This window comes from Snodgrassella gandavensis (assembly GCF_914768025.1).
GTDB classification, from domain to species: Bacteria; Pseudomonadota; Gammaproteobacteria; order Burkholderiales; family Neisseriaceae; genus Snodgrassella; species Snodgrassella gandavensis.
Genome location: NZ_CAJZCE010000001.1, coordinates 47,834 through 61,761, shown reverse-complemented (window position 1 = coordinate 61,761; position 13,928 = coordinate 47,834). Strand labels below are relative to the sequence as shown.

Annotated in this window: 13 protein-coding genes and 4 tRNA genes; 4 read left to right on the top strand and 13 right to left on the bottom strand. The window is 42.7% G+C overall.

From position 1 onward, the window contains the following. Positions 1–72 precede the first annotated feature (72 nt). The 6 genes from MJ764_RS00260 to MJ764_RS00235 form a co-directional block, all read right to left on the bottom strand. Positions 73–330 carry an FAD assembly factor SdhE gene (locus MJ764_RS00260; RefSeq protein WP_239323551.1) on the bottom strand — a complete coding sequence of 86 codons (258 nt, stop codon included), beginning with the start codon at positions 328–330 and terminating at the stop codon, positions 73–75. Next, on the bottom strand, positions 330–1,034 hold the full coding sequence (locus MJ764_RS00255; RefSeq protein WP_239323549.1) for a succinate dehydrogenase iron-sulfur subunit: 705 nt from the start codon (positions 1,032–1,034) through the stop codon (positions 330–332). The genes MJ764_RS00260 and MJ764_RS00255 overlap by 1 nt, the downstream gene beginning before the upstream one ends. 12 nt (positions 1,035–1,046) lie before the next feature. After that, positions 1,047–2,816 carry a succinate dehydrogenase flavoprotein subunit gene (sdhA, locus tag MJ764_RS00250; protein ID WP_239324061.1) on the bottom strand — a complete coding sequence of 590 codons (1,770 nt, stop codon included), beginning with the start codon at positions 2,814–2,816 and terminating at the stop codon, positions 1,047–1,049. 2 nt (positions 2,817–2,818) lie between these two features. Then, positions 2,819–3,166: a succinate dehydrogenase, hydrophobic membrane anchor protein gene (gene sdhD / locus MJ764_RS00245; protein ID WP_239323548.1), complete on the bottom strand. Its 348-nt coding sequence runs from the start codon at positions 3,164–3,166 to the stop codon at positions 2,819–2,821. Continuing rightward, positions 3,163–3,543, bottom strand: a complete 381-nt coding sequence (gene sdhC, locus MJ764_RS00240; protein WP_239323544.1) for a succinate dehydrogenase, cytochrome b556 subunit — start codon at positions 3,541–3,543, stop codon at positions 3,163–3,165. The genes sdhD and sdhC overlap by 4 nt, the downstream gene beginning before the upstream one ends. A gap of 141 nt (positions 3,544–3,684) precedes the next feature. Continuing rightward, complete coding sequence (locus MJ764_RS00235) at positions 3,685–4,449, bottom strand: GntR family transcriptional regulator (RefSeq protein ID WP_275415200.1); 765 nt, start codon at positions 4,447–4,449, stop codon at positions 3,685–3,687. Positions 4,450–4,671: 222 nt separating this feature from the next. Between MJ764_RS00235 and MJ764_RS00230 the strand changes: the two genes are divergently transcribed. Beyond that, entirely contained in the window at positions 4,672–5,649 is a 978-nt protein-coding gene (locus MJ764_RS00230; protein WP_239323542.1) for a malate dehydrogenase, read from the top strand. A gap of 77 nt (positions 5,650–5,726) precedes the next feature. Here MJ764_RS00230 and MJ764_RS00225 read toward each other — a convergent pair whose 3' ends face one another. After that, entirely contained in the window at positions 5,727–5,909 is a 183-nt protein-coding gene (locus MJ764_RS00225; RefSeq protein WP_239323541.1) for a protein MIGRI, read from the bottom strand. Positions 5,910–5,990: 81 nt separating this feature from the next. On the opposite strand from MJ764_RS00225, the gene metX reads away from it, so the two are divergent. The 3 genes from metX to argS all read left to right on the top strand — a co-directional run bounded on the left by metX (position 5,991) and on the right by argS (position 9,729). Then, positions 5,991–7,130 carry a homoserine O-succinyltransferase MetX gene (gene metX, locus MJ764_RS00220; RefSeq protein WP_239323539.1) on the top strand — a complete coding sequence of 380 codons (1,140 nt, stop codon included), beginning with the start codon at positions 5,991–5,993 and terminating at the stop codon, positions 7,128–7,130. Next, the gene (gene metW, locus MJ764_RS00215; protein ID WP_239323537.1) at positions 7,127–7,723 is read left to right on the top strand and encodes a methionine biosynthesis protein MetW; all 597 of its coding nucleotides are present in this window, start codon (positions 7,127–7,129) and stop codon (positions 7,721–7,723) included. Before metX ends, metW begins: the two co-directional genes overlap by 4 nt. A 284-nt stretch (positions 7,724–8,007) precedes the next feature. Further along, entirely contained in the window at positions 8,008–9,729 is a 1,722-nt protein-coding gene (gene argS / locus MJ764_RS00210) for an arginine--tRNA ligase (protein ID WP_239323535.1), read from the top strand. A 481-nt stretch (positions 9,730–10,210) separates the two neighbouring features. On the opposite strand, the gene MJ764_RS00205 is transcribed toward argS, so the two are convergent. From MJ764_RS00205 to MJ764_RS00180, 6 genes are all read right to left on the bottom strand, one after another. Continuing rightward, positions 10,211–10,295 (bottom strand) — tRNA-Leu (locus MJ764_RS00205). Between the two features lie 293 nt (positions 10,296–10,588). Then, positions 10,589–10,664 (bottom strand) — tRNA-Val (locus MJ764_RS00200). Positions 10,665–10,691: 27 nt separating this feature from the next. Beyond that, a tRNA-Asp gene (locus MJ764_RS00195) sits at positions 10,692–10,768 on the bottom strand. A gap of 32 nt (positions 10,769–10,800) precedes the next feature. Continuing rightward, a tRNA-Val gene (locus MJ764_RS00190) sits at positions 10,801–10,876 on the bottom strand. Positions 10,877–11,257: 381 nt separating this feature from the next. Continuing rightward, complete coding sequence (locus MJ764_RS00185) at positions 11,258–11,665, bottom strand: hypothetical protein (RefSeq protein WP_239323534.1); 408 nt, start codon at positions 11,663–11,665, stop codon at positions 11,258–11,260. A gap of 1,213 nt (positions 11,666–12,878) precedes the next feature. Beyond that, positions 12,879–13,109 carry a transposase gene (locus MJ764_RS00180; RefSeq protein WP_275415220.1) on the bottom strand — a complete coding sequence of 77 codons (231 nt, stop codon included), beginning with the start codon at positions 13,107–13,109 and terminating at the stop codon, positions 12,879–12,881. Between the last annotated feature and the right edge of the window lie 819 nt (positions 13,110–13,928).

Sequence of the window (13,928 nt, the reverse complement as noted above, 5' to 3'; positions counted from 1 at the left end):
CTCTAACTCCTTAATTTTCAATTTTTCTATTTAAATAAACTAAACTAAAAAACATTAACGAAAGAAAAGCATTTACAAAAATTGAGCCTGCCTAATTTTTTCAAGAACAGGCTCAAACTGGGCACTTTCACAGTTTCCAGACTGATTGATCAATGCCAGAATTTCCGGGTCAGGTAAATCCATTAACGCCACAAACGCGCTTAAATCATCATCAGATAGCTGATCAAAGGCTTGAGACATAAAGCGACCTAAAATAATATCCAGTTCCAACAAGCCACGACGGGTTAACCAGCGTATGCGACGTTTGGCATTATCATCAAAATGCTGCATCAGATTACTCTTCTTAACATTAAATCTTTAATCTTACCGATAGCCCGTGTCGGATTCAGATGTTTCGGGCAAACATCCACACAATTCATAATCGTATGACAACGGAACAGCCGGTAAGGATCATTCAGATTATCCAGACGTTCGTTAGTGCGCGTATCACGAGTATCAGCAATAAAACGATAAGCATTCAGCAAACCGGACGGGCCAACAAACTTGTCCGGATTCCACCAGAACGAGGGACATGACGTAGAACAGCAGGCACACAAAATACATTCATACAGGCCGTCTAGCTCCTTGCGTTCCGCCTGCGACTGTAAACGCTCGCGCGTCGGTGCCGCCGTATCATTAATCATATAAGGCTTAATTGAATGGTATTGATTAAAGAACTGCGTAAAATCAACAATTAAGTCACGAATAACAGGCAAAGCCGGCAGTGGTTTCAAAACAATTGGCTGCTTCAAACTGCGAATATCAGTCAGACAGGCCAAGCCATTTTTACCATTAATATTCATCCCATCAGAACCACAAATCCCTTCACGGCAGGAGCGGCGAAAAGACAGACTGTCATCCTGTGCCTTGAGCTTGATCAGCGCATCCAATAGCTTCACATCTGTAGGTTCGATTTCGAGTTCGTAATCTTTCATGTACGGCTTGGCATCCACATCGGGATTGTAGCGGTACACTTGGAAACGGATTTTTTCCATCTTGATAGTTCCTTAGTAAACGCGTTCAGCCGGTTTTATATATTCCACACTCAAAGGATTAGTATGTACCGGTTTATATTCCAGATGCTGGTCTTCTGCATAATATAGTGTGTGTTTCATCCAGTTTTCATCGTCACGGTTTGGATGGTCATCTGAAGCATGGGCGCCACGCGATTCTTTACGTGCAGCAGCAGAAACCAGCGTAGCCTGAGCCACTTCAATCAGATTATCCAGTTCCAGTGCCTCAAGCCGTGCTGTATTCCACACTTTACTCTTGTCATGAATCTGCGTTTTGGCTACGCGTTCAGCAATCGCATTGATTTTCTCAATGCCATCCTGCAACAGAGCATCGGTACGGAACACACCTGCATGCGACTGAACACACCGCTGCAAGTCATTACGTACCTCAGATACTTCTTCACCATTAGTCTGATTTTCCAGACGGCTGAGGCGCGCAAGCGTTTTCTCGCCAGCATCAGCAGGCAACTCACGATGTGCACCCTGCTTCTTAATATAATCAATCATATGATCACCAGCCGCCTTACCAAACACCACCAAATCAAGTAAAGAATTGGTACCCAGACGGTTGGCGCCATGTACCGAAGCACAGGCACATTCACCAGCGGCATAAAAACCAGGTACAGGAGCTTCCAAATCATCACCTTTGGCCATTACCACCTGACCATGATAATTAGTAGGAATACCTCCCATCATATAGTGACAGGTTGGCACCACCGGAATCGGATCCTTAATCGGATCAACACCAGCAAACTGAATGGAAATTTCGCGAATACCCGGCAATTTTTCCATAATTTTTTCTGCACCAAGATGATCTACTTTCAGCAGAACATGATCCTTATTCTTACCAACACCACGGCCTTCATGGATTTCAATCGACATAGCCCGCGAAACCACGTCACGGCAAGCCAAATCTTTCACAGTAGGCGCATAACGCTCCATAAAACGCTCACCTTCACTGTTCAGCAGAATCCCGCCTTCGCCACGCACACCCTCAGTAATCAAAACTCCGGCACCAGCCACACCAGTAGGATGGAATTGCCAGAATTCCATATCTTCCAGAGGAATACCTGCACGTGCAGCCATACCCAAGCCATCACCAGTATTCATGTAGGCATTGGTAGAAGAAGCATAAATACGACCTGCGCCACCTGTGGCAAATAACACCGCTTTGGCATGCAGAATGAAAACTTCACCCGTTTCCATTTCCATGGCGATGACACCAATCACCACACCTTCAGAATCACGAATCAGATCAAGAGCAGCCCACTCAACAAAAAACTGGGTTTCTGCATGTACATTTTGCTGATACAAAGTATGCAGCATCGCGTGGCCGGTACGGTCTGCCACAGCACAGGCACGCTCTACTGCACGTTTACCGAATTCAGCTGTATGACCGCCAAACGGACGCTGATAAATCTTGCCAGACTCAACACGGTCAAACGGCATACCCATGTGTTCCAGTTCCACAACAGCATCAGGTGCGCGGCGCGTCATGAATTCAATCGCATCCTGATCACCCAGCCAGTCAGAACCTTTAACCGTATCGTACATATGCCAGTTCCAGTGATCTTCCTGCACATTGCCAAGAGAGGCAGAGATACCCCCCTGAGCAGCTACCGTATGAGAACGGGTTGGGAAAACCTTAGACAGCACCACTGTATTCAAACCTGCTTTAGATAATTGCAGAGCCGCACGAAGCCCTGCACCACCGCCGCCAACAATTACTGCATCAAAACGACGTACCGGTAAACTCTTGGGCATACTCATGCTAACCCCCAAATCACTTTAATAGAATAAATCAGACAGCCAACCAGCCATAAAATTGTGGCGGTATGCAAAAACAGGCGTAAACTTGCCGATTTAATATAGTCCATCCACAAATCACGAATACCAATCCAAGCATGTAATACCAGCGCCAGCACAAAAATCTGAGTTATCAGACGCACCCAGGTTTGAGCAAAGAAACACTGCCATTGCTGATAACTGTGCGGTAAACAAATAATCATGATTAAAAAGAGTACTGAATACACCAACATAACTACTGCGGTGATACGCTGCATAATCCAGTCGCGCAAACCATAGTGCGCGCCGGCCAATTTACGATCAATCATGATAACAAGCACGCTCCATAAATAATAACGGTCAATACAATTGCGCACACAACCACTGCTTTAGCAGAAGTTCGAGCTGTATTTAGTCCTGTGCCTTTATGAATATCCAGAAGCAGAAAGCGAACACCGGCTAGACTGTGATAAACATAAGCCAGCAGCAGAACAAAAAAAATGCACTTTGCCAAAGGATTCTGCACAAGCGCATGATAGGTATTAAACGTAGATTCATGGGACAGCGTGCCTGAAAACAGCCATAACAACAGCGGAATACAGATAAACAGCGCCACACCACTGAAACGATGAAAAATAGATACAATACCCGGAATGGGTAATCGTATCTTGTGTATATCGAGATACACTGGCCTTTCTTTTTGCATCGGTAACTCCTCTTGATTATTAGAAGATTTAAAACTCAAAACCAGCGACCTGAGTCGCCTCAAACCGAAATTTACAGCAATTGACCTAGTTTTTAAAAAAACAGGCAAAAAACAACATACAAATTATTTACAATTCAGCCCTCAAAATTCAGCAGCAGCACCACTTAACTGCAGAGATTTATTGCCAAGCTGTAAATAACGCCGGCGCCACTCATAGAGCACACCGTCCACACTCTGGCTCAAACGTCCCAGACAAAGTGCAGGAAGAGCCATATCCGCTTTCAACAGTCTGGCTATTTCTGGATGCAATGCGGTCTGCCAAAGCCATTGTTGCGCAGTATCCAACAGAACATCATATTCAAGCAACAAAAAAGCATAAAAACTGCGGCGACGACGTACAAATCGCACATTTAAATCTGGTAATAATGCAACAGGTAAAAATAATTCATCTACCGCCACCTCCGTATAGCCAGTACGCCATAGCAACATAATTTTCCACACCGGTTCCGCTATTTTTAAGCCTAGCTGTACGGCTGTTTCCTCATCCGCAGCAGCCAGCATCAGACTAAGTACCTCTGCTACTGGCCAGACCCGCTCCGTTCTACCCTGTTGCAATACAGGTATTTCAGTAAAAGAGTAATAACCCCAGTCCCAGTTTTGCTGAGTAACAAAAGTACCTACTCCCTGATGGCGCTGTAAAATGCCTCGCGATACCAGCTCATTCAAACCCTTGCGTATCGTACCTTGACTTACGCCCCATTGCGCAGCCAGATCCCATTCACTGGGTAACTGCTGACCAGGTCTGAAATCACCATCCACAAGTAAATGTACAACCCTCTGCATCACTGACTGGTATAACGGTATATGCCTTTTAAGCGGATTGATTTTTAATCTATTGTACGACATTTCAAACTCAAGTAAACAAAGTCTTATATAAGACATAAGATAACATGAAAAACTGTGCCAATATTCTCAAAAAGACGCCAATCTATTACGTCAATTAATTTAACCTTAAACAGAATTTTGTTATCATACGCGCCAAATTCTTGTAGTGCTGCCAAATCCACCACCATAAAGACAAGAAAAATATTTGTAGTCGTGTTTCTATTTTTAATAAGAGGATAAGTTATGAAGAAACCTGTACGCATCGCCGTGACGGGTGCTACCGGTCAGATTGGTTATGCTTTGCTGTTTCGCATTGCCAGTGGTGACATGCTTGGAACTGACACTCCGGTTATTCTGCAACTTCTTGATTTACCCCAGTCACAAACTGCCGCTCAGGGCGTGATGATGGAATTACAGGATTGTGCATTTCCCCTGCTGGTCGACATGTTTGCTACACATGACCCAGAGGTAGCATTTAAAGATGCGGATATAGCTATCCTCGTAGGTGCGCGCCCGCGCACCAAAGGCATGGAACGCAGTGATTTACTACAGGCAAATGCAGCAATATTCACTACTCAGGGAGCGGCTTTAAATAAAGTAGCCAGCCGTGATGTAAAAGTACTGGTAGTTGGCAATCCGGCCAATACCAATGCCTATATTGCCATGAAATCCGCACCAGACCTACCGGCCAAAAATTTCACCGCGCTAATGCGTCTGGATCAAAACCGCGCACTTAGCCAGCTGGCTGAAAAAACCGGCAAGCCAGTGAGCAAAATTAAAAAACTGTGCATATGGGGAAATCACAGCCCTACCATGTACACTGATTACCGCTTTGCAACTTTAGATAACGAAAACATAGCAGAAATGATCAATGATCAGAACTGGTATGTAAACGAATATCTGTCTAAAGTAGGTAAACGTGGTTCTGCTATCATTGAAGCTCGTGGCCTGTCTTCAGCAGCCAGTGCCGCCAACGCCATTATCGATCAGATTCATGACTGGGTAATCGGAAGTGATGGCGAATGGGTTACCATGGGCGTGCCATCCGATGGTTCCTATGGTATTCCAGAAGGAATTGTATTTGGCTTCCCCATGACCTGTGAAAATGGTGAGTACACCATTGTCAAAGATTTGCCAATTGATGAATTCAGCCAGCAGCGTATCAACCAGACTTTAGCAGAGCTTGAAGAAGAAAAAGCCGAAGTTAGCAATTTATTATAAACCACGAGCAAGATATCCGGCCGGCCTGAATAACTGACCGGATATTTTCTATTAATCAAAACCACAACACTCCTGAACTACCAGAAATCCGCTTCAAGTGCATATAGCAGCCACATCAACGAAGTAATCAACAGCAATATCAGCGCCAGACAGTTTACCCAATAACCGAGTTTCTGCTTTTGTTGTTTTCCAAGCACATACTTTAACAACACACCCAACAAAAGCACCACAACAAACAGACGCAACAATCGGCCTAGCATATATTTTCCAAAACACGTTAAATCTGTGCAAACCAGACAAAGCCGTTATAATGCCAGTTTTCTATTCTTTTACCTATTCCCATGAAAGAAATAGACAGTATTGGCATTGTTACCCCGCAGAAATTGTCTTTTGACCACCCGTTAACCTTGCAGAACGGTTGTGTTTTACCACAGTTTGAACTGATGGTCGAAACCTATGGCACCCTTAATACAGACAAAAGTAATGCGGTACTGATATGTCATGCCCTGTCTGGAAATCATCACATTGCCGGCTACCATAGCAGTAACGACAAACATCCCGGCTGGTGGGACAACATGGTTGGCCCCGGCAAACCAGTTGATACCAACCGCTTTTTTGTTGTCGGCCTAAATAATCTGGGAGGCTGCCATGGCAGTACCGGACCACTGAGTATCAACCCCGCCACCAACAAAGCGTATGGTGCCGATTTTCCCATGGTTACAGTAAAAGACTGGGTTCAAAGTCAGGCCATGCTGGCCGACCGGCTTGGTATCCGGCAGTGGGCGGCAGTAATGGGTGGCAGCTTGGGCGGAATGCAGGCATTACAGTGGGCAATTGATCAGCCACAGCGTTTACGTCATGCATTAATCATTGCCTCTGCCCCCCGATTATCGACACAAAATATCGCTTTTAATGATGTAGCCCGTCAAGCCATTCTTACCGACCCCGATTTTTGTCAGGGTCATTATGCATTACAACAACGGATTCCCCGCCGGGGCTTGCGTATAGCACGCATGATGGGACATATCACCTATCTAGCCGAAGACGGGCTTGGTAAAAAATTTGGCCGTCAAATGCGTCAGCAAAACTATCAGTACGATTACAACGTTGAATTTGAAGTAGAATCCTACTTACATTATCAGGGTGATAAATTTGCCGATATCTTTGATGCCAATAGCTATTTATTGATGACAAAAGCACTGGATTACTTTGATCCGGCGCGTGATTATGCCGGTGACTTAGTTGCAGCAGTATCAGCAATTCAGGCCAAAATACTCATTGCCAGCTTCAGCAGTGACTGGCGTTTCTCACCCAGACGTTCACAGGAATTACTCGACGCTCTGGTAGCTGCCAACAAACCTGTACAATACATAGCACTCCAGTCTGCCCATGGCCATGATGCATTTTTAATGGAAGACCCTGACTATCAGGCTGCCATCCGTATTTATTTTAATAATATAGCCAACGAACTAACACAATGAATACTTCGTCAACACCACTGCGTGGTGACTTACAAATGATTTTCGACTGGATTACCCCCAATAGCCGTGTACTCGATTTAGGCTGTGGAGATGGTGAACTACTGGCTGCCCTGATCAAACACAAAAACTGTCAGGGTTACGGACTGGAAATTGCCACCAGCAGTGTTTTGGCCGCCATGCAGCGTGGTGTTAATGTCATACAGGCTGATCTGGAAGTCGGCTTACAACACTTTAACGATAACAGCTTTGATATCATAGTTTTGAGTCAGACCATCCAAGCCATGAAAAACACCGAAAACATCCTGCAGGAAATGAAACGCGTAGCCAGAGAAGCCATTGTGACCTTTCCTAACTTCGGCTATTGGCGCAATCGCCTGCAAATCGCCCTTGGTGGGCATATGCCGGTATCGGAACGCATGCCTTATCAATGGTATAACACCCCAAATATTCACTGGTGTACACTTCAGGATTTCGACAAATTATGTAGCAAGAACCATTTAAAAGTTTTACAACGCGCCGTTATGAGTGGCAATAAACGTATCTCCCTATGGCCAAACCTGCTGGGTAGTCTGGCCTTTTATCGCGTCGGCTAATTTTACAGGCCTGCATAAACACCAAACATCTATTTGCAATCCAGATAGATAGCAGCAGTACCTGCTTTACCCCATACAAACAATATATAAAATAAAGATTCAGCCCACCAACAGACAGCTATTTACCCACTCATATAACAACAACCCTATCCTGTTACAGACTAAACTCTCCTAACCAGCAGCAAAAATGAATCAGGCTATAACCTACCTGCCGGCATGTTCTGTTAATGCGATTTACGCATATTTATGCGAAAATGAACCATCTTCCTAATAGTTAAACCAACATGAAATTACATCAACAAGTTGCAGCTGAAGTTGAAAAAGCATTCAGCGCAACCGGACTCGCCGAACATCCAATTGTCCTGCAACCTGCCAAAAACCGTGATTTTGGTGATTATCAGATTAATGGCATCATGGGCGCGGCCAAAAAAACCAAACAAAACCCACGCGAACTGGCACAGAAAATTGCCGATGCCCTACAGGAAAACACCCTGATTGCCACAGCAGAAGTCGCAGGCCCAGGCTTTATCAACCTGCGCCTGCGCCCTGAAAAACTGGCTCAATATATCAAAAATGCATTACAGGATGATCATTTAGGTATAACACGCAGCAGCGAACCGCAAACAATAGTTATCGATTACTCCTCACCCAATCTGGCTAAAGAAATGCACGTAGGGCATTTACGCTCCAGCATCATCGGAGACAGCCTAAACCGAGTATTGTCTTTTCTGGGACACAAAGTAATTGCGCAGAATCACGTAGGAGACTGGGGTACCCAATTCGGCATGCTGGTAGCCTACCTGACAGAACAACAACAAAACGGTCGTGCAGATATGGAACTGGCCGACTTAGAACAGTTCTATCGTAACGCCAAAGTACGCTTTGACGAAGACGAAAACTTCGCCAATACCGCGCGTGAATATGTAGTGAAATTACAAAGTGGCGACGCCAGCGTACTGGCCTTATGGCAACAGTTTGTGCAAACATCATTGCAGCACGCTCAGGCAGTTTACCAAAAGCTGGGCTTAAAACTATTACCTACTGATGTAACCGGCGAATCGTTTTATAACGACCAGCTACAACCTACCGTAAACGAACTTCTGGCCAAAGGCATAGCCGTAGATAGCAATGGAACTAAAGTCGTTTTTCTTGAAGAATTTAAGAATCAGGACGACGAACCAGCGCCATTCATTATCCAGAAAAAAGATGGTGGTTTCCTTTACGCCAGTACCGATTTAGCCTGTGTGCGCTATCGTATCAATACCTTGCACGGCAATCGCCTCTTATACGTCGTAGATGCACGCCAAAGCCTGCATTTTGATGAATTGTTTACCGTAGCTCGCAAAGCTGGCTGGCTACCAGAAAACGTACATGCAGAACACGTACCCTTTGGCACCATGATGGGCAAAGATGGCAAACCATTTAAAACCCGCAGTGGCGACACCGTAAAACTGATGGAATTGCTCAATGAAGCCGTGACTCGTGCATCTGCTTTGGTCGCCAGTAAAAATCCCGAGCTGAGCCCCGCCGAAATAGCTCATATAGGGCAAGTAGTAGGTATTGGTGCAGTAAAATATGCTGATTTAAGTAAAAACCGCACCAGCGATTACATATTTGACTGGGACAGCATGCTGTCATTTGAAGGCAATACAGCACCCTATTTACAGTATGCCTATACCCGAGTACAAAGCGTTTTCCGCAAAGCAGGTGCATGGGATAAAAATACCAAGATTAGCCTCAATGAACCACTGGAACAACAGCTAGCCGTAGAATTGCTCAAATTTGAAGACATACTTGATAGCGTTGCTGATACCACCTATCCACATTATCTGGCAGCTTACCTGTATCAGATTGCTACCCTCTTCAGTCGTTTCTATGAAGCCTGTCCGATACTGAAAACAGATGATGCCACACGCAATAGCCGCTTGCAGCTAGCCAGCCTCACCGGCAAAACCCTACAGCAAGGCTTAGCTTTATTAGGCATAGATACCTTGGAAGCCATGTAATCTAAGCAGTCATTTATCTAAATAACAAACTGCACTGTCTGAATCAGCTTTACGCCAGACAGTGCAGTTTTTTATAAATATCAATCAGTATAGTTAATTAAATCGAAAGAATTTATCTAAATGCTTATCTACAGTACCAACTTATAACCAATTTCAACCCATCAACGTTGGCCAAACTCTGAATAGATGCTTGAATATTCAGACCTAAGAACAATTACTCAATCAGACATTCAGCCGCTTTTACCAAACAAAAGATGAAATAAACCTGAGATTTAACCTGCTAACAACAATATCAAGCAAACTGGTTACAATTTAGATTGAGCTTATCCCAACTAATAAAATAAATAGATAAACAAATCAATGATTTTAAAAACAGTAGAAAAATATGAATTTGAATCAAACTTAGGCCAATACGTCAAACCGAACAGCATAAGCAAAATAAAAAAGATATCTTAGTATCTAAGATATCTTTTAAAATCTGTGGTGCGGATAAAGAGACTCGAACTCTTACGCCTTTCAGCGCCAGAACCTAAATCTGGTGCGTCTACCAATTTCGCCATATCCGCACAAACAATCAAAAATTGACTGAGCATTGAATTATAGGATAGTTTATAATCCGTGCCAAGTGAAATATCTCAAGCATATACAAACAGATGCATATTAGTTTATTGAGCAATGCATAAATATGTTTGAGAACCTGTTACTGTAAATGTGGTAGTTGTAACAAATTTACAATGACAAATATAATCTAAAACTCATCGCACCATCAGCAAAATATATAACAACCAAATACTAATAGCTCAATAAATTAAATAGCAATTTAATCAATTAGGATAAGAAAAGAAAATAGAAAACTGTTTGGTGGGTGATGACGGAGTCGAACCGCCGACATTCTGCTTGTAAGGCAGACGCTCTACCAACTGAGCTAATCACCCATAAAAGAAAACAGCAAAAATGTAAATTGGCGCGGCGGACGGGGCTCGAACCCGCGACCCCCGGCGTGACAGGCCGGTACTCTAACCAACTGAGCTACCACCGCGCATATTTTATGCTACGCATAAAACAGAAAACTGGTGGGTGATGACGGAGTCGAACCGCCGACATTCTGCTTGTAAGGCAGACGCTCTACCAACTGAGCTAATCACCCTGTGCTGTTGAGGCGCGTATTAAATCATAGAGTAAGCAACACAGCAAGCACTTTTTTTCAGCACAGCGTACTTATTTTATAGTTTATTGTTTTTAGAAATAAAATTTACCATAACCAGTAATTAATTTTTACAGACCATAGTCAAACCATACTATCAGACATTTAACCAGCAGATATGTACACACCCTCATATCCGACAAAAACCACAGTAAGAGCAAAGATTCACGCTATGATGCCTATCGCAATCGCGATTATCCGTGTACCAATGGCCGATTGAACCTCTTTGCAATAATCACAATGCCAACAACTATCGCGTCTGAAATACCCCACAGACAGCCATAATAACCCCACCCTTAGTGATTACATCCATACCCAAGATTCTTACAACCCAACCAGCAAATCTATTAATGCCTTAGCAGTCAGAAGAAATACCAATAATTCAGGCCAGCCATAGAATGAAATTAATCTGCTAACCGGTAAACACTTTCGCCAAGCTGCGAAACATTCACTACTGACTTGAACATAGGCCAGCGTAATACTAATAAAATCAAAATCACCACCCCTATCTGAAAAATGACACAACATCAAACGGCGCATACAATGAAAAAAACCTAAAGGTCGTTTTTCAAAGCCAATCTGCGGGATGAAATCATCATTACCTTTAGCAAAATATTTAAACCCATCAAAAGCAAAATAGCCGTAACACCCATTCAGACCACCATCGCAGGCATAGCAATTTCCAATACCAGCATAGGTAATTTGCCCATTATGGCTAAAACAAAAATCCATTCATGAAATAGCCAGATTTGCATTTACTATTAGATAAACCAATAGCAATCACTCATGCCCGAGGCAGCCTTCCCGCAATAACCGGACAACAGCTACTTAATGCTAGTAAAAATACCCGCCTGTACAATGTGCCCCGCCCCCACAGCTTTAATAACAAGTTCAAAATCAGTAACAACAATAAAATTGTGTAGAGTGGCACACCTGCCTGCTTGTCTGGTTAGATCGTTCACATATCGACACCGCAGTCCAAAAAATAATCTTAGTCTCGAACCTACTGAAGAATTTTGGCAACACCCACAATCTGGAAGACATCATTGAAATGGCAACACATATTCAAACAACAAAATTAAAGGAGCTAGTTTGTTAAATTCCGCGAGGGATAAACAACTTAACTAAGCATGTAACCGTTTATGCTCACACCAATAAGCAAAAGCTGCAAAGGCTTGTTGCCATTTTCGAGTTATCATGAAACTTTCTCCTTTGGCAAACTTAGTATTAATGTTTTATAAATATTGCTTGCACTACCCCATTATCAAACAAGCATCCTTTTTGCTCAGCGAATGTTAAATGTATTGAAACATTCTTCTAGCAACTGATTATCAAATTTCTTTCCGCTATCAAAATGAAATAAATTTAATGATGACAGAAGTTATTTAATCTGGCTTAATGCTGAACCTGCTGTTTTATATTGACCAACATAACTAGCTGGCAATCTGTCGACCAGATAAATTCAGTCATATATATAAATAATTCCAGCAATGGCTAACACAAATATAGCTTAAGACAGTTACTATAATCTGTCACTTAGTACTCACATCAAACTGATGAAGTAAATGATTAGCGATTGCTTCCCGCCTGATGGACTTAATAAAGCTTAACCGGATATTTTGATAGCAATGTTAGCAACCTCATTACCCGGGCAAGGTAACGACAAGAAACACTGATACCTATCTATTGTAAGGCAAAACGAATCAGCCTGCCCGCATAGGATTGATAGCTGCGATTAACAATAGTCAATATCTTATTTATTGGCATAATCTGCACTTATATTCTGCTTAGTGGCTTTGCCTTGATAATATACATAATACCTAGGTATCCCTAAACAGCGACATAATGCCACTACAGCACAACGATGTTGGTTTACTTTCAGGATTTTGATTTCCGTCTCATTATCTAGTGCATTCTGCTTAAGGATATCGTTTGCCATACGCAGCTACTTAAGCTCTTTTCGTAATGCAATCAGTTCATTTTCTTTCAGACTGCGATTATCTTTGATCTTAAATAAACCGCTTTTGCCTGATTGGCTTATCCAGCGATCTAAAGCAGATGGTGTCAAATCATATTCTCTAACCAATTCCCCGCGCAGTTTTCCTTGCTGATAAAATTTAACCATTTGTGCTTTGAAACCAGCACTGAAAGTCTGTCGTGCATGTTTATTATTGATGTATCCTCTTTTCCCTTCTTAGAGTTGAGTTTACATGACTCCCCAAAATTTGTAGGAAATAGTGTAGCCTAGCATGGCAAATAACATAGCCAGTATCGTATATACCGGCGATTACACCAGTAATCTGTACCGCATTGATTTACGTGTTCCAAATCCTGCCAACTGGAAAGTGCATAAAAATTTTTATCGCTGATGCGCCAGCTACCGCAGCACCACATACACTTGTGATAAAAACCATAGCGCGTTCTAATATTTGCAGTGTTCACCATAGCTAAAGCCTATACCCAACGGCAATAGTCACTTTTGATTCTGGTCGCACTATCCGTCAGACTGACCTGAAAAACAAAGCCGGCACACTGCATACTCAATCTGTAATGGCTTAAAGCAGCAAGAAGTTGTAAAAATCAACAAAGTAAGCCTTTTACAAAAATTCTTACCCAAATAGCCCCATCGCCAGCTAAGCCATACCCTGTTTAATCCCTCTGAGATTGCGGCTGCTACTTCAAACTACAAGAATGCTTTTAGGAACCGCATCGTCATCAAGCCAGTTATTGCAGCGACTAATGGAGAAAACTTAACCGCTTACGTGCCACACAGCCCTATCAGATTTAATTATCGCTTCTAAAGAGAAATCAAAACAAATCATTAAAATTAACCAAGCTGCAAATGAGCCTAATAAAAACAAACATTTTTTTTCATTTATTTGCCAAAAATAAATAATTCAATCCATTTCTCCTTATTTAAGTAATTACAAGCTTATAAAAAACAATACATTAAAAACAACAAAAGAATAATTTTCTTGGAAATCATTATATTGAA

Coding starts and splice junctions, on each gene's coding strand:
- MJ764_RS00260 (WP_239323551.1), bottom strand. CDS start 330: ATGCAGCATTTTGATGATAATGCCAAACGTCGCATACGCTGGTTAACC.
- MJ764_RS00255 (WP_239323549.1), bottom strand. CDS start 1,034: ATGGAAAAAATCCGTTTCCAAGTGTACCGCTACAATCCCGATGTGGAT.
- sdhA (WP_239324061.1), bottom strand. CDS start 2,816: ATGCCCAAGAGTTTACCGGTACGTCGTTTTGATGCAGTAATTGTTGGC.
- sdhD (WP_239323548.1), bottom strand. CDS start 3,166: ATGATTGATCGTAAATTGGCCGGCGCGCACTATGGTTTGCGCGACTGG.
- sdhC (WP_239323544.1), bottom strand. CDS start 3,543: ATGCAAAAAGAAAGGCCAGTGTATCTCGATATACACAAGATACGATTA.
- MJ764_RS00235 (WP_275415200.1), bottom strand. CDS start 4,449: ATGTCGTACAATAGATTAAAAATCAATCCGCTTAAAAGGCATATACCG.
- MJ764_RS00230 (WP_239323542.1), top strand. CDS start 4,672: ATGAAGAAACCTGTACGCATCGCCGTGACGGGTGCTACCGGTCAGATT.
- MJ764_RS00225 (WP_239323541.1), bottom strand. CDS start 5,909: ATGCTAGGCCGATTGTTGCGTCTGTTTGTTGTGGTGCTTTTGTTGGGT.
- metX (WP_239323539.1), top strand. CDS start 5,991: ATGAAAGAAATAGACAGTATTGGCATTGTTACCCCGCAGAAATTGTCT.
- metW (WP_239323537.1), top strand. CDS start 7,127: ATGAATACTTCGTCAACACCACTGCGTGGTGACTTACAAATGATTTTC.
- argS (WP_239323535.1), top strand. CDS start 8,008: ATGAAATTACATCAACAAGTTGCAGCTGAAGTTGAAAAAGCATTCAGC.
- MJ764_RS00185 (WP_239323534.1), bottom strand. CDS start 11,665: ATGGATTTTTGTTTTAGCCATAATGGGCAAATTACCTATGCTGGTATT.